At 51.7% G+C, this 24,521-nt stretch carries 24 protein-coding genes; 20 read left to right on the top strand and 4 right to left on the bottom strand.

The window, feature by feature from the left end:
* Positions 1-44 precede the first annotated feature (44 nt).
* The 13 genes from rseD (at position 45) to D9734_RS11445 (ending at position 10,124) form a co-directional block, all read left to right on the top strand.
* Entirely contained in the window at positions 45-200 is a 156-nt protein-coding gene (rseD, locus tag D9734_RS11505) for a rpoE leader peptide RseD (protein ID WP_064526141.1), read from the top strand.
* Entirely contained in the window at positions 197-772 is a 576-nt protein-coding gene (gene rpoE, locus D9734_RS11500) for an RNA polymerase sigma factor RpoE (RefSeq protein ID WP_001295364.1), read from the top strand. The genes rseD and rpoE overlap by 4 nt, the downstream gene beginning before the upstream one ends.
* 32 nt (positions 773-804) lie before the next feature.
* A complete protein-coding gene (gene rseA / locus D9734_RS11495) occupies positions 805-1,455 on the top strand; it encodes an anti-sigma-E factor RseA (RefSeq protein ID WP_130207558.1) in 651 nt (216 codons plus the stop codon).
* A complete protein-coding gene (gene rseB, locus D9734_RS11490) occupies positions 1,455-2,411 on the top strand; it encodes a sigma-E factor regulatory protein RseB (protein WP_064526144.1) in 957 nt (318 codons plus the stop codon). The genes rseA and rseB overlap by 1 nt, the downstream gene beginning before the upstream one ends.
* A complete protein-coding gene (rseC, locus tag D9734_RS11485; RefSeq protein ID WP_130207556.1) occupies positions 2,408-2,887 on the top strand; it encodes a SoxR-reducing system protein RseC in 480 nt (159 codons plus the stop codon). Before rseB ends, rseC begins: the two co-directional genes overlap by 4 nt.
* A gap of 197 nt (positions 2,888-3,084) precedes the next feature.
* Complete coding sequence (gene lepA / locus D9734_RS11480) at positions 3,085-4,884, top strand: translation elongation factor 4 (RefSeq protein WP_000790173.1); 1,800 nt, start codon at positions 3,085-3,087, stop codon at positions 4,882-4,884.
* A 15-nt stretch (positions 4,885-4,899) separates the two neighbouring features.
* Positions 4,900-5,874 carry a signal peptidase I gene (gene lepB, locus D9734_RS11475; RefSeq protein ID WP_000002532.1) on the top strand — a complete coding sequence of 325 codons (975 nt, stop codon included), beginning with the start codon at positions 4,900-4,902 and terminating at the stop codon, positions 5,872-5,874.
* 272 nt (positions 5,875-6,146) lie between these two features.
* Positions 6,147-6,827 carry a ribonuclease III gene (rnc, locus tag D9734_RS11470; RefSeq protein ID WP_001068343.1) on the top strand — a complete coding sequence of 227 codons (681 nt, stop codon included), beginning with the start codon at positions 6,147-6,149 and terminating at the stop codon, positions 6,825-6,827.
* Positions 6,824-7,729 carry a GTPase Era gene (era, locus tag D9734_RS11465; protein ID WP_000020738.1) on the top strand — a complete coding sequence of 302 codons (906 nt, stop codon included), beginning with the start codon at positions 6,824-6,826 and terminating at the stop codon, positions 7,727-7,729. Before rnc ends, era begins: the two co-directional genes overlap by 4 nt.
* 131 nt (positions 7,730-7,860) lie before the next feature.
* A complete protein-coding gene (gene recO, locus D9734_RS11460) occupies positions 7,861-8,589 on the top strand; it encodes a DNA repair protein RecO (RefSeq protein ID WP_130207598.1) in 729 nt (242 codons plus the stop codon).
* Between the two features lie 11 nt (positions 8,590-8,600).
* On the top strand, positions 8,601-9,332 hold the full coding sequence (gene pdxJ, locus D9734_RS11455) for a pyridoxine 5'-phosphate synthase (RefSeq protein WP_130207554.1): 732 nt from the start codon (positions 8,601-8,603) through the stop codon (positions 9,330-9,332).
* Positions 9,332-9,712 carry a holo-ACP synthase gene (acpS, locus tag D9734_RS11450; RefSeq protein WP_130207552.1) on the top strand — a complete coding sequence of 127 codons (381 nt, stop codon included), beginning with the start codon at positions 9,332-9,334 and terminating at the stop codon, positions 9,710-9,712. The genes pdxJ and acpS overlap by 1 nt, the downstream gene beginning before the upstream one ends.
* Positions 9,713-10,043: 331 nt before the next feature.
* Positions 10,044-10,124, top strand: a complete 81-nt coding sequence (locus D9734_RS11445; RefSeq protein WP_130207596.1) for a small toxic protein shoB — start codon at positions 10,044-10,046, stop codon at positions 10,122-10,124.
* Positions 10,125-10,317: 193 nt separating this feature from the next.
* Here the strand turns inward: D9734_RS11445 and yfhL are convergent, their stop codons facing one another.
* Both yfhL and D9734_RS11435 read right to left on the bottom strand, forming a co-directional pair.
* Positions 10,318-10,578, bottom strand: coding sequence for a 4Fe-4S dicluster ferredoxin YfhL (gene yfhL / locus D9734_RS11440; RefSeq protein ID WP_001196283.1), 261 nt, complete (start codon positions 10,576-10,578; stop codon positions 10,318-10,320).
* Between the two features lie 55 nt (positions 10,579-10,633).
* Positions 10,634-11,482, bottom strand: a complete 849-nt coding sequence (locus D9734_RS11435) for a MurR/RpiR family transcriptional regulator (RefSeq protein ID WP_130207550.1) — start codon at positions 11,480-11,482, stop codon at positions 10,634-10,636.
* A gap of 207 nt (positions 11,483-11,689) precedes the next feature.
* Here D9734_RS11435 and yfhb point away from each other — a divergent pair, with 207 nt between their 5' ends.
* Entirely contained in the window at positions 11,690-12,325 is a 636-nt protein-coding gene (gene yfhb / locus D9734_RS11430) for a phosphatidylglycerophosphatase C (RefSeq protein WP_130207548.1), read from the top strand.
* Between the two features lie 57 nt (positions 12,326-12,382).
* On the top strand, positions 12,383-12,886 hold the full coding sequence (gene tadA, locus D9734_RS11425; protein WP_064526984.1) for a tRNA adenosine(34) deaminase TadA: 504 nt from the start codon (positions 12,383-12,385) through the stop codon (positions 12,884-12,886).
* On the opposite strand, the gene mltF is transcribed toward tadA, so the two are convergent.
* Positions 12,883-14,439 carry a membrane-bound lytic murein transglycosylase MltF gene (gene mltF / locus D9734_RS11420; protein ID WP_130207546.1) on the bottom strand — a complete coding sequence of 519 codons (1,557 nt, stop codon included), beginning with the start codon at positions 14,437-14,439 and terminating at the stop codon, positions 12,883-12,885. The two genes, tadA and mltF, sit on opposite strands and share 4 nt — an antisense overlap.
* 258 nt (positions 14,440-14,697) lie before the next feature.
* On the opposite strand from mltF, the gene purL reads away from it, so the two are divergent.
* The 5 genes from purL (at position 14,698) to glnB (ending at position 23,210) form a co-directional block, all read left to right on the top strand.
* Entirely contained in the window at positions 14,698-18,585 is a 3,888-nt protein-coding gene (gene purL / locus D9734_RS11415) for a phosphoribosylformylglycinamidine synthase (RefSeq protein ID WP_130207544.1), read from the top strand.
* A 597-nt stretch (positions 18,586-19,182) separates the two neighbouring features.
* Positions 19,183-20,610: a two component system sensor histidine kinase QseE/GlrK gene (qseE, locus tag D9734_RS11410; protein WP_130207542.1), complete on the top strand. Its 1,428-nt coding sequence runs from the start codon at positions 19,183-19,185 to the stop codon at positions 20,608-20,610.
* A 163-nt stretch (positions 20,611-20,773) separates the two neighbouring features.
* Positions 20,774-21,487 carry a two-component system QseEF-associated lipoprotein QseG gene (qseG, locus tag D9734_RS11405; protein WP_130207540.1) on the top strand — a complete coding sequence of 238 codons (714 nt, stop codon included), beginning with the start codon at positions 20,774-20,776 and terminating at the stop codon, positions 21,485-21,487.
* Complete coding sequence (glrR, locus tag D9734_RS11400; RefSeq protein WP_130207538.1) at positions 21,477-22,811, top strand: two-component system response regulator GlrR; 1,335 nt, start codon at positions 21,477-21,479, stop codon at positions 22,809-22,811. Before qseG ends, glrR begins: the two co-directional genes overlap by 11 nt.
* 60 nt (positions 22,812-22,871) lie before the next feature.
* Positions 22,872-23,210 (top strand): nitrogen regulatory protein P-II, encoded by a 339-nt coding sequence (gene glnB, locus D9734_RS11395; RefSeq protein WP_000717691.1) that lies wholly within the window; start codon positions 22,872-22,874, stop codon positions 23,208-23,210.
* Between the two features lie 43 nt (positions 23,211-23,253).
* On the opposite strand, the gene hmpA is transcribed toward glnB, so the two are convergent.
* The gene (gene hmpA, locus D9734_RS11390) at positions 23,254-24,444 is read right to left on the bottom strand and encodes an NO-inducible flavohemoprotein (protein ID WP_130207536.1); all 1,191 of its coding nucleotides are present in this window, start codon (positions 24,442-24,444) and stop codon (positions 23,254-23,256) included.
* Positions 24,445-24,521: the final 77 nt, after the last annotated feature.

Raw genomic sequence — 24,521 nt, 5'->3', positions numbered from 1 at the left:
AGATAATGCGATGTTCAGATTCTGTAGACTTATAATGATAGATAATGATCCGTCTACAGCATGACAAACAAAAACAGATGCGTTACGGAACTTTACAAAAACGAGACACTCTAACGTTTTGCTTGCTCAAATTGCAGCTAATGGAGTGGCGTTTCGATAGCGCGTGGAAATTTGGTTTGGGGAGACTTTACCTCGGATGAGCGAGCAGTTAACGGACCAGGTCCTGGTTGAACGGGTCCAGAAGGGAGATCAGAAAGCTTTTAACTTACTGGTAGTGCGCTATCAGCATAAAGTGGCGAGTCTGGTTTCCCGCTATGTGCCGTCGGGTGATGTTCCCGATGTGGTACAAGAAGCTTTTATTAAAGCCTATCGTGCGCTGGATTCGTTCCGGGGAGATAGTGCTTTTTATACATGGCTGTATCGGATCGCTGTAAATACAGCGAAAAATTACCTGGTTGCTCAGGGGCGTCGTCCACCTTCCAGTGATGTGGATGCCATTGAAGCTGAAAACTTCGAAAGTGGTGGCGCGCTGAAAGAAATTTCGAACCCTGAGAACTTAATGTTGTCAGAAGAACTGAGACAGATAGTTTTCCGAACTATTGAGTCCCTCCCGGAAGATTTACGCATGGCAATAACCTTGCGGGAGCTGGATGGCCTGAGCTATGAAGAGATAGCCGCTATCATGGATTGTCCGGTAGGTACGGTGCGTTCACGTATCTTCCGAGCGAGGGAAGCTATTGATAACAAAGTTCAACCGCTTATCAGGCGTTGACGATAGCGGGATACTGGATAAGGGTATTAGGCATGCAGAAAGAACAACTTTCCGCTTTAATGGATGGCGAAACGCTGGATAGTGAGCTGCTTAACGAACTGGCTCACAACCCGGAAATGCAGAAAACCTGGGAAAGCTATCACTTAATCCGTGACTCTATGCGGGGTGATACTCCTGAGTTGCTTCATTTCGATATCTCATCGCGCGTGATGGCCGTCATTGAAGAAGAGCCAGTTCGTCAACCGACGATATTGATCCCAGAGGCCCAGCCTGCTCCGCATCAATGGCAGAAAATGCCATTCTGGCAGAAAGTACGTCCATGGGCGGCACAGCTTACCCAAATGGGCGTAGCGGCATGTGTATCGCTTGCAGTTATCGTTGGCGTCCAGCACTATAATGGACAATCTGAAACGTCCCAGCAGCCCGAAACACCGGTATTCAATACTCTGCCGATGATGGGGAAAGCCAGTCCGGTAAGTCTGGGAGTACCTTCTGAAGCGACCGCAAACAATGGTCAACAGCAGCAGGTACAGGAGCAGCGTCGTCGCATTAATGCCATGTTGCAGGATTACGAACTGCAACGTCGACTCCACTCCGAACAGCTTCAGTTTGAGCAGGCACAAACACAGCAAGCCGCTGTACAGGTGCCAGGAATTCAAACTTTAGGAACGCAATCGCAGTAATGAAGCAACTTTGGTTTGCCATGTCATTAGTGACAGGTAGCCTGTTATTCTCTGCTAACGCCTCGGCCACTCCCGCGTCCGGGGCGTTATTACAGCAGATGAACCTGGCTAGCCAGTCACTGAATTACGAGCTGTCATTCATCAGCATCAATAAACAAGGTGTTGAGTCTCTGCGTTATCGACATGCACGCCTCGATAACCGTCCGCTTGCACAGCTGTTGCAAATGGATGGCCCGCGCCGGGAAGTGGTACAGCGCGGCAATGAAATCAGCTACTTTGAGCCGGGCCTTGAACCGTTTACTCTTAATGGCGATTACATTGTTGATTCTCTGCCATCGCTCATTTATACCGATTTCAAACGCCTTTCTCCTTACTACGACTTTATCTCCGTGGGACGCACGCGTATTGCTGATCGTCTTTGCGAAGTCATTCGCGTGGTTGCTCGTGATGGCACACGCTACAGCTACATTGTGTGGATGGACACCGAATCGAAATTACCGATGCGGGTTGATCTCCTTGATCGCGATGGTGAAACGCTGGAACAATTTCGCGTGATTGCTTTTAACGTCAATCAGGATATCAGCAGCAGTATGCAGACGCTGGCGAAGGCAAATTTGCCGCCGTTGCTTTCTGTTCCTGTAGGTGAAAAAGCCAAATTCAACTGGACTCCAACCTGGTTGCCGCAGGGGTTTAGCGAAGTCTCCAGTAGCCGACGCCCGTTGCCCACGATGGACAATATGCCCATCGAATCACGTCTCTATTCCGACGGCTTGTTCAGCTTCTCGGTAAACGTTAACCGCGCGACGCCATCGAGCACCGATCAGATGTTGCGTACCGGACGCCGAACAGTCAGCACCAGCATACGTGACAACGCGGAAATCACTATTGTTGGTGAACTACCGCCGCAAACGGCGAAACGCATTGCCGAGAACATTAAGTTCGGGGCAGCGCAATGATCAAAGAGTGGGCTACCGTCGTCTCCTGGCAAAACGGGCAGGCGCTGGTCAGTTGTGATGTCAAAGCCTCATGCAGCAGCTGCGCTTCCCGCGCTGGCTGCGGCAGTCGTGTGTTGAATAAACTTGGTCCGCAAACCACACATACCATCGTCGTACCCTGTGATGAGCCGTTAGTGCCGGGGCAAAAAGTGGAATTAGGAATCGCTGAAGGTAGCCTGCTTAGTTCCGCATTGCTGGTTTATATGTCTCCACTGTTGGGATTATTCCTTGTTGCTTCGTTATTTCAGCTACTCTTTGCTTCAGACATCGCGGCGTTATGCGGCGCAATTCTTGGTGGCGTTGGTGGATTCCTGATTGCGCACGGCTTCTCGCGAAAGTTTGCTGCCCGGGCTGAATGGCAACCGATCATTTTAAGCGTGGCATTGCCGCCAGGCCTTGTGCGGTTTGAAACATCTTCGGAAGACGCGAGCCAGTGATTTCACTGGCTTTGTTGCATTTTGCATAACAAATGCGAGGACGTTTCCAGATACCACAATCCATACGGTATGAACATTTCCTCGCCTCAATGTTGTAGTGTAGAATGCGGCCTTTCTATTAATACAGACGTTAAGCTCAGAACAGCGACTTCTAAAAGCCTGGTTAACCGGGCGTTAAGGCACAATAATCATACTTTATGAAGAATATACGTAACTTTTCGATCATAGCTCACATTGACCACGGTAAATCGACGCTGTCTGACCGTATTATCCAGATCTGCGGTGGCCTGTCTGACCGTGAAATGGAGGCGCAGGTTCTCGATTCCATGGATCTTGAGCGTGAGCGTGGCATTACCATCAAAGCGCAAAGCGTGACGCTGGACTACAAAGCGTCTGACGGTGAAACCTATCAGCTTAACTTTATCGACACCCCGGGCCACGTAGACTTCTCCTATGAAGTTTCCCGTTCGCTGGCTGCCTGTGAAGGTGCATTGCTGGTGGTCGACGCCGGGCAGGGCGTAGAAGCGCAAACACTGGCGAACTGCTACACCGCGATGGAGATGGATCTCGAAGTGGTGCCGGTACTGAACAAGATTGACTTACCGGCAGCCGATCCTGAACGCGTGGCGGAAGAAATTGAAGATATCGTTGGTATCGACGCCACCGATGCGGTGCGCTGTTCAGCGAAAACCGGCGTGGGCGTGCAGGACGTTCTCGAACGTCTGGTGCGCGACATTCCGCCGCCGGAAGGCGATCCAGAAGGTCCGTTACAGGCGCTGATTATCGACTCCTGGTTCGATAACTACCTGGGCGTGGTTTCACTTATCCGTATTAAAAACGGCACCTTGCGTAAGGGCGACAAAGTGAAAGTTATGAGCACCGGGCAGACCTATAACGCCGACCGCCTGGGGATCTTCACGCCGAAACAGGTTGATCGTACTGAACTGAAATGCGGCGAAGTAGGCTGGCTGGTGTGTGCGATCAAAGACATCCACGGTGCACCGGTAGGCGATACCTTAACGCTGGCGCGTAATCCGGCAGAAAAAGCGTTGCCTGGGTTTAAGAAAGTTAAACCGCAGGTATATGCCGGTCTGTTCCCGGTAAGTTCCGACGACTATGAAGCCTTCCGTGACGCGTTGGGCAAACTCAGCCTGAACGACGCTTCACTGTTCTATGAGCCAGAAAGCTCAACGGCGCTGGGCTTTGGTTTCCGCTGCGGCTTCCTCGGCCTGTTGCACATGGAGATCATTCAGGAACGTCTGGAACGTGAATACGATCTTGACCTGATTACCACAGCACCGACAGTAGTGTATGAAGTTGAAACTACGGCAAAAGAAGTTATCTACGTCGACAGCCCATCCAAGCTGCCAGCGGTAAATAACATCTACGAACTGCGCGAGCCGATTGCAGAGTGTCACATGCTGCTGCCGCAAGCGTATCTCGGTAACGTCATTACCTTGTGCGTTGAAAAACGCGGTGTACAGACCAACATGGTCTATCACGGAAACCAGGTAGCGCTGACGTACGAGATCCCGATGGCGGAAGTGGTGCTTGATTTCTTCGACCGACTGAAATCAACCTCGCGTGGCTATGCGTCTTTGGATTACAACTTCAAACGCTTCCAGGCTTCTGACATGGTGCGTGTTGACGTCTTAATCAACGGTGAACGTGTTGATGCGCTGGCATTGATCACCCACCGTGATAATTCGCAAAACCGTGGCCGCGAGCTGGTGGAGAAGATGAAAGATCTGATCCCTCGCCAGCAGTTTGATATCGCTATTCAGGCAGCGATTGGTACGCACATCATTGCGCGTTCCACCGTGAAGCAGCTGCGTAAAAACGTACTGGCTAAATGCTATGGTGGTGATATCAGCCGTAAGAAAAAGCTGCTGCAGAAACAGAAAGAAGGTAAGAAACGTATGAAGCAGATCGGTAACGTTGAGCTGCCGCAGGAAGCGTTCCTTGCCATTCTGCACGTCGGCAAAGACAACAAATAACCCTTAGGAGTTGGCATGGCGAATATGTTTGCCCTGATTCTGGTGATTGCCACACTGGTGACGGGCATTTTATGGTGCGTGGATAAATTCTTTTTCGCACCTAAACGACGGGAACGTCAGGCAGCGGCGCAAGCGGCTGCCGGGGATTCACTGGATAAAGCAACACTGAAAAAGGTTGCGCCGAAGCCAGGTTGGCTGGAAACCGGGGCTTCTGTATTTCCGGTGCTGGCTATCGTATTGATTGTGCGTTCATTTATTTATGAACCGTTCCAGATCCCGTCAGGTTCGATGATGCCGACTCTGTTAATCGGTGACTTCATTCTGGTAGAGAAATTTGCTTACGGCATTAAAGATCCTATTTACCAGAAAACATTGATCGAAACCGGTCATCCGAAACGTGGCGATATCGTGGTCTTCAAATACCCGGAAGATCCGAAGCTTGATTACATCAAGCGAGCGGTAGGTTTACCGGGCGATAAGGTCACTTATGATCCGGTCGCGAAAGAAGTGACCATTCAACCTGGATGCAGTTCTGGTCAAGCGTGTGAAAACGCGCTGCCGGTAACTTATTCCAACGTTGAACCGAGCGATTTCGTACAGACCTTCTCGCGTCGTAACGGCGGGGAAGCGACCAGTGGCTTCTTTGAAGTGCCGAAAAACGAAACCAAAGAAAATGGTATTCGTCTTTCCGAACGTAAAGAGACGTTGGGCGATGTAACGCATCGTATCCTGACTGTGCCAATCGCCCAGGATCAGGTAGGGATGTATTACCAGCAACCAGGACAACAACTGGCAACCTGGATTGTCCCGCCGGGTCAATACTTCATGATGGGCGATAACCGCGACAACAGCGCGGACAGCCGTTACTGGGGCTTTGTGCCGGAAGCGAATCTGGTAGGTCGGGCAACGGCAATCTGGATGAGTTTCGATAAGCAAGAAGGTGAATGGCCGACAGGTGTGCGCTTAAGTCGCATTGGCGGCATCCATTAATTGCTGCTTCTCGTTCACGTTGTCGTCATTCTGGCGGCAACGTGAATTATTTATGAGATAAATCTCCCCAGGCTAACGACATCCCTTATCGTTGTGTATAGAATATTCCCCCGAAGTTTAAGGTTGGCGCCTTCTGGTTGCCACGGCACACGAAACAGCGTTGGTTTCCATATATGGCGTAATGAATCCGCGACAAAGCGGTTAACAGAGCCTATGTGTATCAGGTCTGTTTCGTGTGCTGAATTGTTGACGCATTTATTTATTGGTATCGCATGAACCCCATCGTAATTAATCGGCTTCAACGGAAGCTGGGCTACACTTTTAATCATCAGGAACTGCTGCAGCAGGCATTAACTCACCGCAGCGCCAGCAGCAAACATAACGAGCGTTTAGAATTTTTAGGCGACTCAATCTTGAGCTACGTTATCGCTAATGCGTTGTATCACCGTTTCCCGCGTGTGGATGAAGGCGATATGAGCCGCATGCGCGCCACGTTGGTCCGTGGCAATACGCTGGCAGAACTGGCACGCGAATTTGAGTTAGGTGAGTGCTTGCGTTTAGGGCCGGGTGAACTTAAAAGCGGTGGATTTCGTCGCGAGTCAATTCTCGCCGACACCGTCGAAGCATTAATTGGCGGCGTATTCCTCGACAGTGATATTCAAACTGTCGAGAAGTTAATCCTTAACTGGTATCAAACCCGTCTGGACGAAATTAGCCCAGGCGATAAACAAAAAGATCCGAAAACGCGCTTGCAAGAATATTTGCAGGGTCGCCATCTGCCGCTGCCGACTTATCTGGTAGTTCAGGTACGTGGCGAAGCGCACGATCAGGAATTTACTATCCACTGCCAGGTCAGCGGCCTGAGTGAACCGGTGGTTGGCACAGGTTCAAGCCGTCGTAAGGCTGAGCAGGCTGCCGCCGAACAGGCGTTGAAAAAACTGGAGCTGGAATGAGCATCGATAAAAGTTACTGCGGATTTATTGCCATCGTCGGACGTCCGAACGTTGGCAAATCCACGCTGCTGAACAAACTGTTGGGGCAGAAAATCTCCATCACTTCCCGCAAAGCGCAGACAACTCGTCACCGCATTGTGGGTATCCATACTGAAGGCGCGTATCAGGCGATCTACGTCGATACCCCGGGCCTGCATATGGAAGAGAAGCGTGCTATTAACCGCCTGATGAACAAAGCGGCGAGCAGCTCCATTGGCGACGTTGAGCTGGTGATTTTTGTCGTTGAAGGCACCCGTTGGACGCCGGACGATGAAATGGTGCTCAACAAGCTGCGTGATGGCAAAGCGCCGGTGATCCTCGCGGTGAACAAAGTGGACAACGTGCAGGAGAAAGCCGATCTGCTGCCGCACCTGCAGTTCCTTGCAAGCCAGATGAATTTCCTCGATATCGTGCCAATCTCCGCCGAAACCGGACTTAACGTTGACACTATCGCGGCAATCGTGCGCAAACACCTGCCGGAAGCGACGCATCACTTCCCGGAAGATTACATCACCGACCGCTCACAGCGGTTTATGGCCTCTGAAATCATCCGTGAAAAACTGATGCGTTTCCTCGGCGCAGAACTGCCGTACTCCGTGACCGTGGAGATCGAACGTTTTGTCACCAATGAACGTGGTGGTTACGACATCAACGGTTTGATTCTCGTTGAGCGTGAAGGGCAGAAGAAGATGGTCATTGGCAACAAAGGGGCCAAGATTAAAACCATCGGTATTGAAGCGCGTAAAGACATGCAGGAAATGTTCGAAGCGCCTGTCCATCTTGAACTGTGGGTAAAAGTGAAATCCGGCTGGGCCGACGACGAACGCGCACTGCGTAGTCTCGGTTACGTTGACGATCTTTAATTAGCATACTCTATGACTTTCGAGGTGCAGGAAGGCGGCAAGACCGTGAATCCCTGGGAGCTTACTAAAGTAAGTGACCAGGGTGAACGGGTGCAGCCAGGGCACCTGCAACTTGAAAGGCGACGAGTATGATGGAAGGCTGGCAGCGCGCATTCGTATTGCATAGTCGCCCGTGGAGCGAAACCAGCCTGATGCTGGACGTCTTCACGGAGGAATCGGGCCGCGTGCGTCTGGTTGCCAAAGGCGCACGCTCTAAACGCTCTACCCTGAAAGGTGCATTACAGCCTTTCACGCCTCTCTTGCTTCGCTTCGGTGGGCGCGGTGAAGTCAAAACACTGCGCAGTGCTGAAGCTGTCTCATTGGCGCTGCCATTAAGCGGTATCACGCTTTACAGCGGTCTGTACATCAACGAGCTTCTCTCCCGCGTGCTGGAATACGAGACGCGCTTCTCGGAACTCTTTTTCGATTACTTACACTGCATCCAGTCTCTGGCTGGGGCTACTGGCACACCGGAACCCGCGTTGCGCCGCTTTGAGCTGGCATTGCTCGGGCATCTGGGTTATGGCGTCAATTTTACCCATTGTGCAGGTAGCGGCGAACCGGTGGATGACACCATGACGTATCGTTATCGCGAAGAAAAAGGGTTTATCGCAAGCGTCGTTATCGACAATAAAACCTTCACCGGGAGGCAGTTGAAAGCGTTACACACGCGGGAATTTCCTGACGCAGACACATTGCGTGCCGCGAAACGCTTTACCCGCATGGCGCTTAAGCCGTATCTTGGCGGTAAACCATTAAAGAGCAGGGAACTGTTCCGGCAGTTTATACCTAAGCGAACAGTGCAAACACATAATGACTGATGAGGATTGTCATGGCTGAATTACTGTTGGGCGTCAACATTGACCATATCGCAACGCTGCGTAATGCACGTGGTACTGCTTACCCCGACCCGGTGCAGGCCGCGTTTATTGCCGAGCAGGCTGGCGCGGATGGCATTACCGTGCATTTGCGTGAAGATCGTCGCCACATTACTGACCGCGACGTACGTATCCTGCGTCAGACGCTGGATACCCGCATGAATCTGGAAATGGCGGTGACCGAAGAGATGCTGGCGATTGCCATTGAGACGAAGCCTCATTTTTGCTGCCTGGTACCGGAAAAGCGCCAGGAAGTGACAACCGAAGGTGGCCTGGACGTCGCAGGTCAGCGTGACAAAATGCGCGATGCTTGTAAACGTCTGGCGGATGCCGGGATTCAGGTTTCTCTGTTTATCGACGCAGATGAAGAGCAGATCAAAGCTGCAGCAGAGGTAGGCGCCCCGTTTATCGAGATCCATACTGGTTGTTATGCCGATGCCAAAACTGACGCTGAACAGGCGCAAGAGCTGGCGCGCATTGCTAAAGCCGCGACCTTTGCTGCAAGTCTCGGTCTGAAAGTTAACGCCGGCCACGGTCTGACCTATCACAACGTGAAAGCCATTGCCGCCATTCCTGAGATGCATGAACTGAATATCGGCCATGCCATTATTGGTCGTGCAGTGATGACCGGACTGAAAGATGCGGTGGCAGAAATGAAGCGCCTGATGCTGGAAGCGCGTGGCTAATGGCAATATTAGGTTTAGGCACGGATATCGTGGAGATCGCTCGCATTGAAGCGGTGCTCGCCCGATCCGGTGAGCGCCTTGCTCGCCGCGTATTAAGCGATAACGAATGGGAAATCTGGAAAACGCACCAACAGCCAGTGCGTTTTCTGGCGAAGCGTTTTGCTGTGAAAGAAGCGGCGGCAAAAGCGTTTGGAACCGGGATCCGCAATGGCCTGGCGTTTAATCAGTTTGAAGTATTCAACGATGAGCTTGGTAAGCCACGGTTGCGACTGTGGGGCGAGGCATTAAAACTGGCGGAAAAGCTGGGCGTCGCACATATGCATGTGACGCTTGCAGATGAACGTCATTATGCTTGCGCCACGGTAATTATTGAAAGTTAAAATAATACCGTTCTCTTTATAAAGTAAAACCCCCGAACTGGTAAGGAACGGGGGTTTTACTTTATAACTTTAATTTTGTACAGCATGCACCCTCAACAACAGCGATTATGGATCAGGGTGGTTATCTTTTACAAGCAACTTGCAATCTTTATCATAAAAACTCGAGCCTTTACGAAGAAAGCGATATTGATGGAAATATTAACGTGACCGCAAATTCGTAAGTACATTAAAATTGGTTTCGTTATTGGCGATTTTGCTGTGCTTTACACCATGCCACTGAATTCCCCCATTGAAACGAGTGGTGTCGTCAAAGCTCTGGTGTGGAGTGCAGATGGCTGATTGTCGATACCTGTTTAAACGGGTCATTAAAGTCATCATTGCTGTTTTACAGCTGATCCTTCTGTTCTTATAACACAAGGAAACGTACTTAAGGCGCGTCAGGTTAACCAGCCAGGCGCGCCTTTAATAATTATAAATAAACGTCTGCGCAGATATTATATGAATTCATTTGATAAATGATTATGCTGTTGTCATCATTTTAATAAATATAATAGCGTTAAGCTTTTGTCTATAAATAATTAATATTCTACTTCAGGAGCAGAATATTAAATTTTATCTGCGTGATGCATTAGCACAAATTTATCCCACAACTGCTCTTCTGTCTCGACATGCGCCGGATCCTTCACAATAGTATTAGGGATCGGACACACCTTCTGGCAGGTTGGCGTCTCGTAGTGACCTACGCATTCGGTACACTTATCGCTGTTAATCTCGTAGATATGATCACCCATTGAAATCGCCTCATTCGGGCATTCAGGTTCACACATATCACAATTGATGCATTTTTTAGTGATTAACAGCGCCATAAGGAAACTCTCAAAACAACACAAACCGGGCGGGCATTATACGCGCATTCTTTGCTCAAACCAGTTTTTTCACCAGTGCCTCGCTGTGGCGAATGCGCTCAGGGGCCAGTTCCAGGTCCTGCTGAATTAGCGCAATGAACAGCAAATCTGTAAGCATTCCCTGAGCGTGACAAGCGGAGATCGATGCACTATTCGTCGCCTGTTCTTCGGCAATCGTATACAGGCAGTGGGACGCTCGTTGTTGCAGAGCATTCGGCGTGAAACCGGTAATTGCCAGCACCTTTCCACCCACGCGCAGCATCTCATCTGCCGCGAGATTTAACTCACGTCGTACACCAGTGTAAGAGATGGCTAATAACAGGTCGTCCGGTGAAGATGCCTGTACAGTAGCGAGCAACGCATGCATATCGCGTTCTGCGGCAGCATTGAAACCAATCTTCATCAGTTTCCAGGCAAAGTTTTGCGCTACCAGACCCGAAGCACCAATGCCAGTTAAAATAATCCGCCTCGCAGAACGCAGCATCACCACGCATTCATGCAATTTCTCTTCACTGTTAACGTTCAGCGTCGCATACATGGCAGCCGTGTTTTCTTTTATGAGTTTTTCACCCACCAGTCGCAGCGGATCATCACCGCGAATTTGGTTATGAATGGGGACAGAAGGGGATTCCGGCTGGCTCGCCAGAGCTTCGCTTAACGCCAGTTTTAAGGCTGGAAAACCTTTATAGCCGAGTTTTTGTGCGAATTTCACCACGCTGGATTGACTGACCCCAGCTTCGTTGGCCAATTGCTGCGAACTTAAATGGCGCGCCGTATCAGGTTGTAGCAGGAGATAGTCCGCCAGTTTTTTATCACTCTGGGCAAGCTGCTGGTAACGCTGACGAATACGAAGTAAGCCGTTCATATCTTTCCTCGCGATGAAATAATGGCGACAACAGGCAATATGAGACACAAGCGAGTGAATATTATATTCCATAGCTTGTAAGATCTATGAATTAAAAATTCCATTCAGCATTATACGGTAGATTGTTGCCGGAAAAGTGATGATCTATCTGTTAGGCTATGTAGTAGCGATGATTAATCAGGATGTTTCAGTCCAGAGGAGTATGGTTTGGCAACTCACGAGCGTCGTGTGGTGTTTTTTGACTTAGATGGAACATTGCATCAACAGGATATGTTCGGTAGTTTTCTGCGCTACTTACTGCGTCGCCAACCGCTGAATACACTGCTTGTCCTGCCGCTATTGCCGATTATTGCCATGGCATTATTGATAAAAGGCCGTGCTGCGCGCTGGCCGATGAGTCTGCTATTGTGGGGATGCACTTTTGGTCACAGCGAAGCGCGTTTACAGGCATTACAAGCCGATTTTGTACACTGGTTTCGCGACAATGTGACTGCCTTTCCGCTGGTGCAAGAGCGCCTGACCACCTACTTGCTCAGTTCCGATGCTGATATCTGGTTGATTACCGGTTCTCCACAGCCGCTGGTTGAAGCGGTCTATTTCGATACGCCCTGGTTACCGCGGGTGAATCTTATCGCCAGCCAAATTCAGCGTGGTTATGGCGGCTGGGTATTGACAATGCGTTGCCTCGGGCATGAGAAGGTCGCGCAACTGGAACGCAAAATCGGCACGCCACTGCGGTTGTACAGTGGTTACAGCGACAGTAATCAGGACAACCCGTTGCTTTATTTCTGCCAGCATCGTTGGCGAGTAACCCCGCGCGGTGAACTCCAGCAACTGGAATAGAGTAAAGCATAGCGTCCGTGTATAATGCGCCGCGCTTTTATAACCGGAGTTTTCTTTTTGTCTGAAGTCGAATTTAGTCACGAATACTGGATGCGCCATGCCATGACGCTGGCAAAGCGTGCCTGGGACGAGCGGGAAGTACCGGTCGGCGCGGTATTGGTGCATAACAACCGGGTAATCGGCGAGGGCTGGAATCGTCCGATTGGTCGGCATGATCCTACCGCGCACGCTGAAATCATGGCCCTGCGTCAGGGCGGTCTGGTGATGCAAAATTATCGCCTGATCGACGCCACATTATATGTCACGCTGGAGCCGTGTGTGATGTGCGCCGGAGCGATGATTCACAGCCGGATTGGTCGTGTAGTTTTTGGTGCACGAGATGCGAAAACGGGGGCTGCCGGATCATTAATGGATGTGTTGCACCATCCGGGCATGAATCACCGGGTGGAAATCACGGAAGGGATATTGGCGGAAGAGTGTGCAGCGCTGCTCAGCGACTTCTTTCGCATGCGCCGTCAGGAAATCAAAGCGCAGAAAAAAGCGCAATCTTCTGCGGATTAATTTTGCTTCTTTTCACTTCCCTTCCTGGAAAACAGCAGCGAAGGGGAGTGTGTCAGATAGTTAGATGACGACTGTGAAAGAAACGAGAGAAAAGGAAATTTCCCTTTACTCAATTCTGTTGGCGACACTGCCGGATAATCCTGAGCCAGCTGCATCGCCGCTTCTGTTGCCTGCTTTTCTTTCTCTTGCAGATACCCCACCAGACTAATCTGATACTTACGGATATTCTCGACATAGGCGTAAGCTTCATGTCCCCGCGCATAACCGTAAGTCAGCTTGCTGTAATAGGGTTTCTGGCTAAGTAAAGGCAGACGTTGTTTAACATCGGTCCAACTGTCTGGATTACCTTTGGTTTTTGCCGTCAGGGCGCGAGCATCCAGCATATGCGCATAACCCATATTGTAAGCGGCGAGCGCAAACCAAATCCGTTCATTTTCTGGCACGCTTTCCGGCACTTTACTCATCATATCCTGCAAATAACGCGCGCCGCCGCTGATGCTTTGTTCAGCATCGGTACGATCGTTAATGCCCAGGCTTTGCGCGGTATTTTTGGTCAACATCATCATGCCGCGCACACCGGTCGGCGAGGTGGCCTGCGCGTCCCAATGTGATTCCTGGTAAGCAATAGCCGCCAGTAAACGCCAGTCAATTTCCTCGGCGTATTTCTCAAACAAAGGTTTTAATTGTGGCAGCACCGCATCGACGGCGCGTAAAAATGTGCGCGTATCGACATAATCAAAATCATCGCCATGCCCCAGGTATTTCTCTTCAATGCGTGCCAGCGTGCCGTCCTCATTCATTTTGTTGAAGAAGTCGAGCAGAGCTGCGGAAAGGGTATTATCGTCATCTAACTGGCTAAACCAGGTCACTGGTTGTTCATCGGTGATATCGAGTGCCACGGCGAGTTCCGGGTGAACTCGCTGGAACAGGCTGATGGCGACAGAATCAGCAATGGTGTAATCCAGCTTACCTCCGATGACATCTTCCAGTAATTCCGCTGAGCCTTTTTTGTCGTCCACCTTCCAGCTTAAATCCGGGAATTTAGTTTCTTTCAGTCTTTGTAGATCGTTAACGACAACGTGTCCTGGTGCGATGGAGAGCTGTTCCGCCGTCAAATTGCCCAGCGTGCGTGGGCGATATTGACCCACTTTGTAAACCAGTTGTTGTGAAACGGAATAATAGGTAGGACCAGGCTGATAGTTTTTTACCCGCTCACTGTTATAAACCAGACCTGCTGCCAGCAGGTCGGCGTTGCCGTTGTCGAGATCGTCAAACAACTGGCTGATATTCTGCCGTACGGTCACTTTCAGTTTCACGCCGAGGTAGTCGGCAAATTGTTTGGCCAACTCATAATCCAGCCCGGAAGATTTACCGTTAATCTCATTCCATGTGAGGGGAGTATGAATGGTGCTCACGCGCAATTCTCCCCGCGCTTGAATGGCGGCGATACGGTTGTCGGCTTTACCAAACCAAGGAATAGATGGCCAGAGAGCTACCGCGAGAAGCAGTGCCAGAATGCCAATGAACAGATAATTAATCTTTAATTTTTTCAATTAGTTAATTCTCTGTGTCGTTCATGTCCTGGCTTGAAAAAACGATATGCTAAACAAAGGTATAATCATCAATGAGCGGCATTTTGCGTAAACCTGTGCCAGTTGGCAACTTATTACAGCCATTGGCGGCACGCGTTGCTAATTCACGATGGTGATTTTATTTCCACGCAAACGGTTTCGTCAGCGCAGCAGATTCTTTATAATGACGCCCGTTTCCCCCCCCTTGGGTACACCGAAAGCTTAGAAGACGAGAGACTTATGATGGAAATTCTGCGTGGTTCGCCTGCACTGTCGGCATTCCGAATCAATAAACTGCTGGCGCGTTTTCAGGCTGCCAGGCTCCCGGTTCACAACATTTACGCCGAGTATGTCCATTTTGCTGACCTCAATGCGCCGTTAAACGAAGAAGCGCACGCGCAACTTGAACGCCTGTTGAAATATGGTCCGGCACTCGCCAGCCATGCCCCGGAAGGCAAATTACTGCTGGTGACCCCGCGCCCAGGCACCATCTCTCCCTGGTCTTCAAAAGCGACCGATATCGCCCATAACTGCGGGCTGCAACAGGTAAACCGCCTTGAGCGCGGCGTGGCTTACTATGTAGAAGCCGCTACGCTGACCAATGAACAGTGGCAGCAGGTTACCGCTGAACTACACGACCGTATGATGGAAACGGTCTTTTTTGCTTTAGATGATGCAGAGCAGCTGTTTGCGCATCATCAACCGACTCCAGTCACCAGCGTTGATTTACTGGGGCAGGGCCGTCAGGCGCTGATCGACGCTAACCTGCGTCTCGGCCTGGCACTGGCGGACGATGAAATTGACTATCTGCAGGATGCTTTCACAAAGCTTGGTCGTAATCCGAACGACATCGAGCTGTATATGTTCGCCCAGGCGAACTCTGAGCACTGCCGCCACAAAATTTTTAACGCCGACTGGATTATCGACGGTGAACAGCAGCCGAAATCGCTGTTCAAGATGATCAAAAATACCTTCGAAACCACGCCGGATCACGTTCTCTCTGCGTATACAGATAACGCCGCGGTGATGGAAGGTTCTGAAGTAGGCCGCTACTTTGCTGACCACGAAACGGGCCGCTACGATTTCCATCAGGAACCGGCGCATATTCTGATGAAAGTCGAAACTCACAATCACCCGACGGCGATTTCTCCGTGGCCGGGTGCGGCGACGGGGTCTGGCGGTGAAATCCGTGATGAAGGCGCCACCGGACGCGGCGCGAAGCCGAAAGCCGGTCTGGTCGGTTTCTCCGTTTCCAACCTGCGTATTCCTGGCTTTGAACAGCCGTGGGAAGAAGATTTCGGTAAGCCTGAGCGCATTGTCACCGCACTGGACATCATGACCGAAGGTCCGCTGGGCGGCGCGGCATTTAACAACGAATTTGGTCGTCCGGCACTGAACGGCTACTTCCGTACTTATGAAGAAAAAGTGAACAGCCACAACGGCGAAGAGCTGCGCGGTTATCACAAACCGATCATGCTGGCGGGCGGGATCGGCAACATTCGCGCCGATCACGTACAAAAAGGCGAGATCAACGTTGGTGCGAAGCTGGTCGTTCTCGGCGGTCCGGCAATGAACATTGGTCTTGGCGGCGGTGCGGCGTCTTCTATGGCGTCTGGTCAATCTGATGCCGACCTCGACTTTGCTTCTGTTCAGCGCGACAACCCGGAAATGGAACGTCGTTGCCAGGAAGTGATCGACCGTTGCTGGCAGCTTGGTGATGCCAACCCAATCCTGTTTATCCACGACGTTGGCGCAGGCGGTCTTTCTAACGCGATGCCGGAACTGGTAAGCGACGGCGGGCGCGGCGGTAAATTTGAACTGCGCGACATCCTGAGCGACGAACCGGGCATGAGCCCGCTGGAAATCTGGTGTAACGAATCCCAGGAACGTTACGTGCTGGCGGTTGCTGCCGATCAGTTACCGCTGTTTGACGAACTGTGTAAGCGTGAACGCGCGCCCTACGCGGTGATTGGTGAAGCGACCGAAGAACTGCATCTTTCTCTGCACGATCGTCATTTTGATAATCAGCCGATCGATCTGCCGCTGGACGTACTGCTTGGTAAAACACCGAAGATGACCCGCGATGTGCAAACGCTGAAAGCGAAAGGCGACGCGCTGGTCCGTGAAGGGATCACCATTGCTGACGCGGTGAAACGTGTGCTGCATCTGCCGACCGTGGCGGAGAAAACCTTCCTTGTGACCATTGGCGACCGTAGCGTAACCGGCATGGTGGCGCGCGATCAGATGGTTGGCCCGTGGCAGGTGCCGGTCGCTAACTGTGCGGTCACTACTGCCAGCCTCGACAGCTACTACGGTGAAGCGATGGCAATTGGCGAACGTGCGCCAGTTGCGCTGCTGGATTTCGCCGCTTCTGCCCGTCTGGCGGTCGGTGAAGCGTTAACCAACATCGCCGCAACACAAATTGGCGATATCAAACGCATTAAACTTTCCGCCAACTGGATGGCGGCGGCAGGTCATCCTGGCGAAGATGCTGGCCTGTATGAAGCTGTTAAAGCGGTGGGCGAAGAGCTTTGTCCGGCGCTGGGCCTGACGATCCCGGTGGGTAAAGACTCTATGTCGATGAAAACCCGCTGGCAGGAAGGTAACGAAGAGCGTGAAATGACGTCGCCGCTGTCGCTGGTTATTTCTGCATTTGCCCGCGTGGAAGATGTGCGTCACACCATCACGCCGCAGCTTTCTACCGAAGATAACGCACTGTTGCTGATTGATCTGGGCCTTGGCAATAATGCGCTGGGCGCAACGGCGCTGGCGCAGGTTTATCGTCAGCTTGGCGACAAGCCGGCTGATGTGCGCGACGTCGCACAACTGAAAGGCTTCTATGACGCGATTCAGGCGCTGGTTGCACAGCGTAAGCTGCTCGCGTACCACGACCGCTCTGATGGTGGTCTGTTGGTGACGCTGGCGGAAATGGCATTTGCCGGTCATTGCGGCATTGAAGCGGATATCGCCTCTCTGGGCGACGATCATCTGGCGGCGCTGTTTAACGAAGAGCTGGGTGCGGTGATTCAGGTTCGTGCCGCTGACCGTGAAGCGGTTGAAGCGGTACTGGCACAGCATGGCCTTGCTGAGTGCGTCCATTATGTTGGCCAGGCGGTTTCCGGTGACCGTTTTGTGATTACCGCCAACGGGCAGGCTGTATTCAGCGAAAGCCGTACTACGTTGCGTGTCTGGTGGGCAGAAACCACCTGGCAGATGCAGCGCCTGCGTGACAACCCGGAGTGCGCCGATCAGGAACATCAGGCGAAATCCAACGACGCTGATCCGGGCCTGAATGTGAAACTGTCGTTCGATATTAACGAAGATGTAGCAGCTCCGTTTATTGCTACTGGCGCGCGCCCGAAAGTTGCCGTACTGCGTGAGCAAGGCGTGAACTCGCATGTTGAAATGGCGGCAGCTTTCCATCGTGCGGGCTTCGATGCTATCGACGTGCATATGAGCGATCTGCTGGCTGGACGCACTGGTCTGGAGGATTTCCACGCCCTGGTCGCGTGCGGTGGTTTCTCCTACGGTGATGTGCTGGGTGCCGGTGAAGGTTGGGCGAAGTCTATTCTGTTCAACAACCGTGTACGCGATGAGTTTGCAACCTTCTTCCATCGTCCGCAAACGCTGGCGCTGGGGGTATGTAACGGTTGCCAGATGATGTCTAATCTGCGTGAGCTGATCCCAGGTAGCGAGCTGTGGCCTCGTTTCGTGCGTAACACCTCCGATCGCTTTGAAGCGCGTTTCAGCCTGGTTGAAGTGACCCAAAGCCCGTCTCTGCTGTTGCAGGGGATGGTGGGCTCGCAGATGCCGATTGCTGTGTCTCACGGTGAAGGGCGCGTTGAAGTACGCGACGCGGCGCATCTGGCGGCACTGGAAAGCAAAGGGCTGGTTGCGTTGCGCTATGTCGATAATTTCGGCAAAGTCACCGAAACCTACCCGGCTAACCCGAACGGTTCCCCGAACGGTATTACGGCGGTCACTACCGAAAGCGGTCGTGTCACCATTATGATGCCGCACCCGGAACGTGTTTTCCGTACTGTCAGCAACTCCTGGCATCCGGAAAACTGGGGCGAGGATGGCCCATGGATGCGTATTTTCCGTAATGCGCGTAAGCAGCTGGGGTAAGGCTGCGGAAATTCCACGCAACCCATTGTTTTGTAGGCCGGATAAGGCTTTCACGCCGCATCCGGCATTACACACAACCACTTCGCCAACAATTATAAGCTCCCAACTCCGGGAGCTTTTTTTTGTGTCTGTAAATCACGACAATGGGTGGTTTGCCGTGTCGCTTATAGGTGACACATAACTTATTGATTTAATTTAAAACGAATAATTTAAGCTTTGGGCGTCTCTTTTAAGCGACACGCTGGCTGATTTATAGCCAACCAGTGGAACAGCCATTAATCCATTAAAGCTATGTTTTATCAGTACGTTATCAAACTATTTTATTTATTGGCACAGTTACTGCATAATAATAACCAGTGGCTCATTCACCCACTTATGTCAGCCCCTTCGGGACGTGCTACATAAAATTCGAATGACGCACAACAAGGTGCCTGCCGTCCAACTTCTGATATCAGCGTAGCTATATCAACCATCGGGCGAAACGTCGAGTTAGGCACCGCCTTATTCCACAACAAAGCCGGGTAATTCCCGGCTTTGTTGTATCTGAACTCCCCCTCGGTTAGCATCAGGCTATTCGCGTCTGACGAGAGTAACACCTTGAAACGCTGGCCTGTTTTTCCACGTTCATTACGACAATTAGTCATGCTGGCATTCTTGCTGATTCTGCTGCCTCTGCTGGTACTGGCATGGCAAGCCTGGCAAAGCCTTAATGCGCTTAGCGATCAGGCGGCGCTGGTCAATCGCACAACGCTTATTGACGCCCGGCGCAGTGAGGCAATGACTAATGCGGCACTGGAGATGGAGCGTAGCTACCGTCAGTATTGCGTGCTGGACGACTCAACCCTGGCGAAGGTCTATCAAAGCCAGCGTAAACGTTACAGCGAAATGCTCGATGCCCACGCTGGCGTGCTGCCGGACGATAAACTTTACCAGGCATTGCGTCAGGATTTGAACAATCTTGCCCAACTCCAGTGTAACAACAGTGGGCCGGATGCGGCGGCTGCCGCGCGTCTGGAAGCTTTTGCCAATGCCAATGCCGAAATGGTACAGGCCACGCGCACCGTGGTGTTTTCACGCGGGCAGCAACTCCAGCGAGAGATAGCCGAACGCGGACAGTATTTCGGCTGGCAGTCACTGGTGTTGTTTCTGGTGAGTCTGATAATGGTGCTGCTTTTCACCCGAATGATTATTGGTCCGGTGAAAAATATCGAGCGGATGATCAACCGTCTGGGGGAAGGACGCTCACTGGGTAATAGCGTCTCGTTTAGTGGACCGAGCGAGTTACGCTCGGTAGGGCAACGTATTCTTTGGTTAAGTGAACGCCTGTCATGGCTGGAATCCCAGCGCCATCAATTTTTAAGACATTTATCTCATGAATTAAAAACGCCACTGGCGAGTATGCGCGAGGGCACTGAATTACTGGCTGACCAGGTTGTCGGGCCGCTTACGCCAGAGCAAAAAGAGGTGGTGAGCATCCTTGATAGCAGCAGCCGCAATTTGCAAAAACTGATAGAACAACTGCTTGATTACAACCGTAAACAGGCAGATGGCGCGGTGGAACTGGATAATGTTGAGTTAGCACCGTTGGTGGAGACGGTAGTTTCCGCTCACAGTCTGCCAGCTCGGACTAAAATGATGCATACCGACGTTGATCTCAAGGCAACAGCATGCCTGGCGGAACCCATGTTGCTGATGAGCGTGCTGGATAATCTTTACTCCAATGCGGTGCACTACGGGGCTGAATCCGGTAACATTTGCCTTCGCAGCAGTTTACATGGCGCACGGGTTTATATTGATGTCATCAATACAGGCACGCCCATTCCGCAAGAGGAACGCGCCATGATCTTCGAACCCTTTTTTCAGGGAAGTCACCAGCGAAAAGGGGCGGTGAAGGGGAGCGGTCTGGGATTAAGCATTGCCAGGGATTGTATTCGCCGTATGCAGGGGGAACTGTATCTGGTCGACGAGAGCGGGCAAGACGTTTGCTTCCGCATTGAATTGCCTTCGTCGAAAAACACGAAATAATGTTAAGGCCTATCCCATTAGGCTATTTTATTTGCCAGTTCGGCCCCGGGCAGTGCTCGAAATCCTCACGTACTACGTGTACGCTCCGGTTTCTCCGCGCTGTCCGTGTCCAAACTGCCTGCAACAATTACGCCCACTGGGATAGGCTCTGAGTCTGGTGAATATGCGACACATTTTTCAACGATTTTTATCCCGACGGCTGTGGCTGGCGGGGTTGCCTTGTCTGGCGCTGCTGGGCTGCGTGCAGAATCACAATAAGCCAGCCATTAATGCGCCAGTAGAAGAAAAAATCCCGGTTTATCAACTGGCTGATTATCTTCCTACTGAATGTAGCGACATCTGGGCGCTGCAAGGTAAATCAACTGAAACTAACCCGCTTTACTGGCTACGGGCGATGGATTGCGCCAACCGCTTAATGCCAGCGCAGTCGCGTCAGGAAGCCCGTAAGTATGGTGATGGCAGCTGGCAAAATACCTTTAAGCAGGGGATTTTGCTTGCCGATGCCAAAATCACGCCTTTTGAGCGCCGCCAACTGGTCGCGCGCATTGATGCGTTAAGTACTGAGATCCCGGCGCAGGTTCGCCCGTTGTATCAACTCTGGCGCGACGGACAGGCGCTGCAACTGCAACTGGCGGAAGAGCGCCAACGTTACAGTAAACTCCAGCAATCCTGCGACAGCGAACTGGACGCCCTGCGCCAGCAACATCACGTTCTACAGCAACAACTGGAACTAACCACCCGCAAGCTGGAGAACCTGACGGATATTGAACGTCAACTCTCGACTCGCAAACCGGCCGGAAATTTCCCACCGGACACGCCGCACGAGAGTGAAAAATCCGCGCCATCCACCAATGAGGTCACCCCTGATGAGCCATAAACCTGCGCATTTATTATTGGTCGATGACGATCCGGGATTACTGAAATTACTTGGCCTGCGCCTGACCAGCGAAGGCTACAGCGTGGTCACGGCAGAAAGTGGTGCCGAGGGGCTGCGGATACTGAATCGTGAAAAAGTGGATTTAGTCATCAGCGACCTGCGGATGGATGAAATGGATGGTATGCAACTGTTTGCTGAAATCCAGAAAGTGCAGCCAGGTATGCCGGTAATCATCCTCACCGCGCATGGCTCCATTCCCGATGCCGTTGCCGCGACACAGCAGGGCGTGTTTAGTTTCCTCACCAAGCCCGTTGATAAAGACGCGCTATATCAGGCAATTGATGATGCACTGGAGCAATCTGCCCCAGCCACCGACGAACGTTGGCGCGAGGCGATTGTCACTCGCAGCCCGCTGATGCTGCGCTTGCTGGAACAGGCGCGGCTGGTGGCGCAATCAGACGTTAGCGTTTTGATTAACGGTCAGAGCGGCACCGGGAAAGAGATTTTTGCCCAGGCTATCCACAACGCCAGCCCGCGTAACAGCAAGCCGTTTATTGCCATTAACTGTGGCGCATTGCCCGAGCAGTTGCTGGAGTCGGAGCTGTTTGGTCATGCACGCGGCGCGTTTACTGGTGCCGTCAGCAATCGCGAAGGTTTATTCCAGGCGGCGGAAGGCGGTACGCTGTTTCTCGATGAGATTGGCGATATGCCTACGCCGTTACAGGTCAAATTGCTGCGCGTATTGCAGGAACGAAAAGTCCGTCCGCTGGGCAGTAACCGCGATATTGATATCGACGTGCGGATTATTTCTGCGACTCACCGCGACCTGCCAAAAGCGATGGCGCGCGGGGAATTCCGTGAAGATCTCTATTACCGCCTCAACGTTGTCAGCCTGAAAATTCCGGCACTGGCGGAGCGCACGGAAGACATTCCGTTACTGGCAAACCACTTATTGCGTCAGGCAGCAGTACGGCATAAACCGTTTGTCCGCGCGTTCTCCACCGATGCGATGAAACGCCTGATGACTGCCAGCTGGCCGGGAAATGTGCGCCAGTTGGTGAACGTGATTGAACAGTGCGTGGCGCTGACATCATCTCCGGTGATTAGTGATGCGCTGGTGGAGCAGGCGCTGGAGGGCGAAAACACGGCGCTGCCCACCTTTGTTGAGGCGCGTAATCAGTTTGAACTCAACTACCTGCGCAAGCTGCTGCAAATCACTAAAGGCAACGTCACTCACGCGGCGAGAATGGCGGGGCGCAACCGGACAGAATTTTATAAACTGCTTTCCCGACACGAGCTGGATGCAAACGATTTCAAGGAATGAATCGGTGTAATGTGTTACGTTTAGCAGATCAAAAGACAGGCGACCTTTTCAAGGAATAGCATGAAAAAGATTGATGCGATTATTAAACCCTTCAAGCTGGACGATGTCCGTGAAGCGCTGGCCGAAGTCGGTATTACCGGCATGACCGTGACCGAAGTGAAAGGCTTTGGGCGTCAGAAAGGCCACACTGAGCTGTATCGCGGTGCGGAATATATGGTGGATTTTCTGCCGAAGGTGAAAATTGAGATCGTCGTGCCGGACGACATTGTCGATATCTGCGTAGACACGATTATTCGTACGGCGCAAACCGGCAAAATTGGTGATGGTAAAATTTTCGTCTTCGACGTGGCACGGGTCATTCGTATCCGTACCGGCGAAGAGGACGACGCGGCGATTTAAACCGCGTCATGGTTGCCGGATGTTTCCATCCGGCAACATCAAATCACAGCACTTTATGTGGGCCAAAGCATTCGTAATGAATGTTTTCCTGCTTCACACCCAGGTCCACTAACTGTTTTGCCGCAAACTGCATGAAGCCGACCGGACCGCAGAGATAGAACTGCATGGCCGGATCGCTGAACGCACCTTCCAGTTTGCTCAAATCCATCAGGCCTTCGCTATCAAACTGACCTTTAGCGCGATCGGCTTCGCTCGGCTCGCGATACCAGGTATGCGCGGTAAAGCGCGGTAGTGCTTGCCCCAGTTCCTTAACTTCATCAGCAAAGGCGTGAACATCGCCATTTTCTGCCGCGTGGAACCAGTTCACTTGTGCTGTGTGGCCTGTTTTTGCCAGCGTGTCGAGCATTGCCAGCATTGGCGTTTGCCCTACACCCGCAGAGATCAGTGTTACCGGCGTGTCATCTGTCACATCCATAAAGAAATCACCCGCCGGAGCGACCAGCTTCACGACATCGCCAACGTTGGCGTGATTGTGCAGCCAGTTGGATACCTGCCCGCCATCTTCGCGTTTCACCGCAATACGATAGCCTTTGCCATCAGGTTTACGAGTCAAAGAGTACTGACGAATTTCCTGATGCGGGAAACCTTCTGGTTTCAGCCAGACGCCGAGATACTGTCCTGGACGGTATTCTGCCACTGCACCACCGTCGACCGGTTCCAGTTCGAAGCTGGTGATAAGCGCGCTGCGCGGCGTTTTAGCCACAATGCGGAAATCGCGAGTACCTTCCCAGCCACCGGCTTTGCTGGCGTTTTCGTTATAGATTTCCGCCTCGCGATTGATAAATACATTAGCCAGTACGCCATAGGCTTTACCCCACGCGTCCAGCACTTCCTGGCCTGGGCTGAACATTTCGTCCAGGGTCGCCAACAGGTGTTCGCCAACGATGTTGTACTGTTCCGGTTTGATCTGGAAACTGGTGTGCTTCTGCGCGATTTTTTCTACCGCTGGCAGCAGCGCAGGCAGGTTTTCAATATTACTGGCGTAGGCGGCAATAGCGTTAAACAGGGCTTCACGTTGATCGCCATTACGCTGGTTACTCATGTTAAAAATTTCTTTGAGTTCTGGGTTATGAGTAAACATACGGTCGTAGAAATGGGCGGTTAACTTTGGCCCTGTTTCCACCAGTAAAGGGATGGTGGCTTTTACTGTAGCGATGGTTTGAGCGTCAAGCATATGGTCTTCCTTTTTTTGCATCTTAATTGATGTATCTCAAATGCATCTTATAAAAAATAGCCCTGCACTGTAAATGG

Origin of the sequence: Escherichia sp. E14S1 (assembly GCF_004211995.1) — a bacterium.
Taxonomy (GTDB): Bacteria; Pseudomonadota; Gammaproteobacteria; order Enterobacterales; family Enterobacteriaceae; genus Escherichia.
The sequence above is the reverse complement of the archived record's forward strand: the minus strand, read 5'-3'. Positions and strand labels throughout refer to the sequence as shown.

Coding starts and splice junctions, on each gene's coding strand:
- rseD (WP_064526141.1), top strand. CDS start 45: ATGATCCGTCTACAGCATGACAAACAAAAACAGATGCGTTACGGAACT.
- rpoE (WP_001295364.1), top strand. CDS start 197: ATGAGCGAGCAGTTAACGGACCAGGTCCTGGTTGAACGGGTCCAGAAG.
- rseA (WP_130207558.1), top strand. CDS start 805: ATGCAGAAAGAACAACTTTCCGCTTTAATGGATGGCGAAACGCTGGAT.
- rseB (WP_064526144.1), top strand. CDS start 1,455: ATGAAGCAACTTTGGTTTGCCATGTCATTAGTGACAGGTAGCCTGTTA.
- rseC (WP_130207556.1), top strand. CDS start 2,408: ATGATCAAAGAGTGGGCTACCGTCGTCTCCTGGCAAAACGGGCAGGCG.
- lepA (WP_000790173.1), top strand. CDS start 3,085: ATGAAGAATATACGTAACTTTTCGATCATAGCTCACATTGACCACGGT.
- lepB (WP_000002532.1), top strand. CDS start 4,900: ATGGCGAATATGTTTGCCCTGATTCTGGTGATTGCCACACTGGTGACG.
- rnc (WP_001068343.1), top strand. CDS start 6,147: ATGAACCCCATCGTAATTAATCGGCTTCAACGGAAGCTGGGCTACACT.
- era (WP_000020738.1), top strand. CDS start 6,824: ATGAGCATCGATAAAAGTTACTGCGGATTTATTGCCATCGTCGGACGT.
- recO (WP_130207598.1), top strand. CDS start 7,861: ATGGAAGGCTGGCAGCGCGCATTCGTATTGCATAGTCGCCCGTGGAGC.
- pdxJ (WP_130207554.1), top strand. CDS start 8,601: ATGGCTGAATTACTGTTGGGCGTCAACATTGACCATATCGCAACGCTG.
- acpS (WP_130207552.1), top strand. CDS start 9,332: ATGGCAATATTAGGTTTAGGCACGGATATCGTGGAGATCGCTCGCATT.
- D9734_RS11445 (WP_130207596.1), top strand. CDS start 10,044: ATGGCTGATTGTCGATACCTGTTTAAACGGGTCATTAAAGTCATCATT.
- yfhL (WP_001196283.1), bottom strand. CDS start 10,578: ATGGCGCTGTTAATCACTAAAAAATGCATCAATTGTGATATGTGTGAA.
- D9734_RS11435 (WP_130207550.1), bottom strand. CDS start 11,482: ATGAACGGCTTACTTCGTATTCGTCAGCGTTACCAGCAGCTTGCCCAG.
- purL (WP_130207544.1), top strand. CDS start 14,698: ATGATGGAAATTCTGCGTGGTTCGCCTGCACTGTCGGCATTCCGAATC.
- qseG (WP_130207540.1), top strand. CDS start 20,774: ATGCGACACATTTTTCAACGATTTTTATCCCGACGGCTGTGGCTGGCG.
- glrR (WP_130207538.1), top strand. CDS start 21,477: ATGAGCCATAAACCTGCGCATTTATTATTGGTCGATGACGATCCGGGA.
- glnB (WP_000717691.1), top strand. CDS start 22,872: ATGAAAAAGATTGATGCGATTATTAAACCCTTCAAGCTGGACGATGTC.
- hmpA (WP_130207536.1), bottom strand. CDS start 24,444: ATGCTTGACGCTCAAACCATCGCTACAGTAAAAGCCACCATCCCTTTA.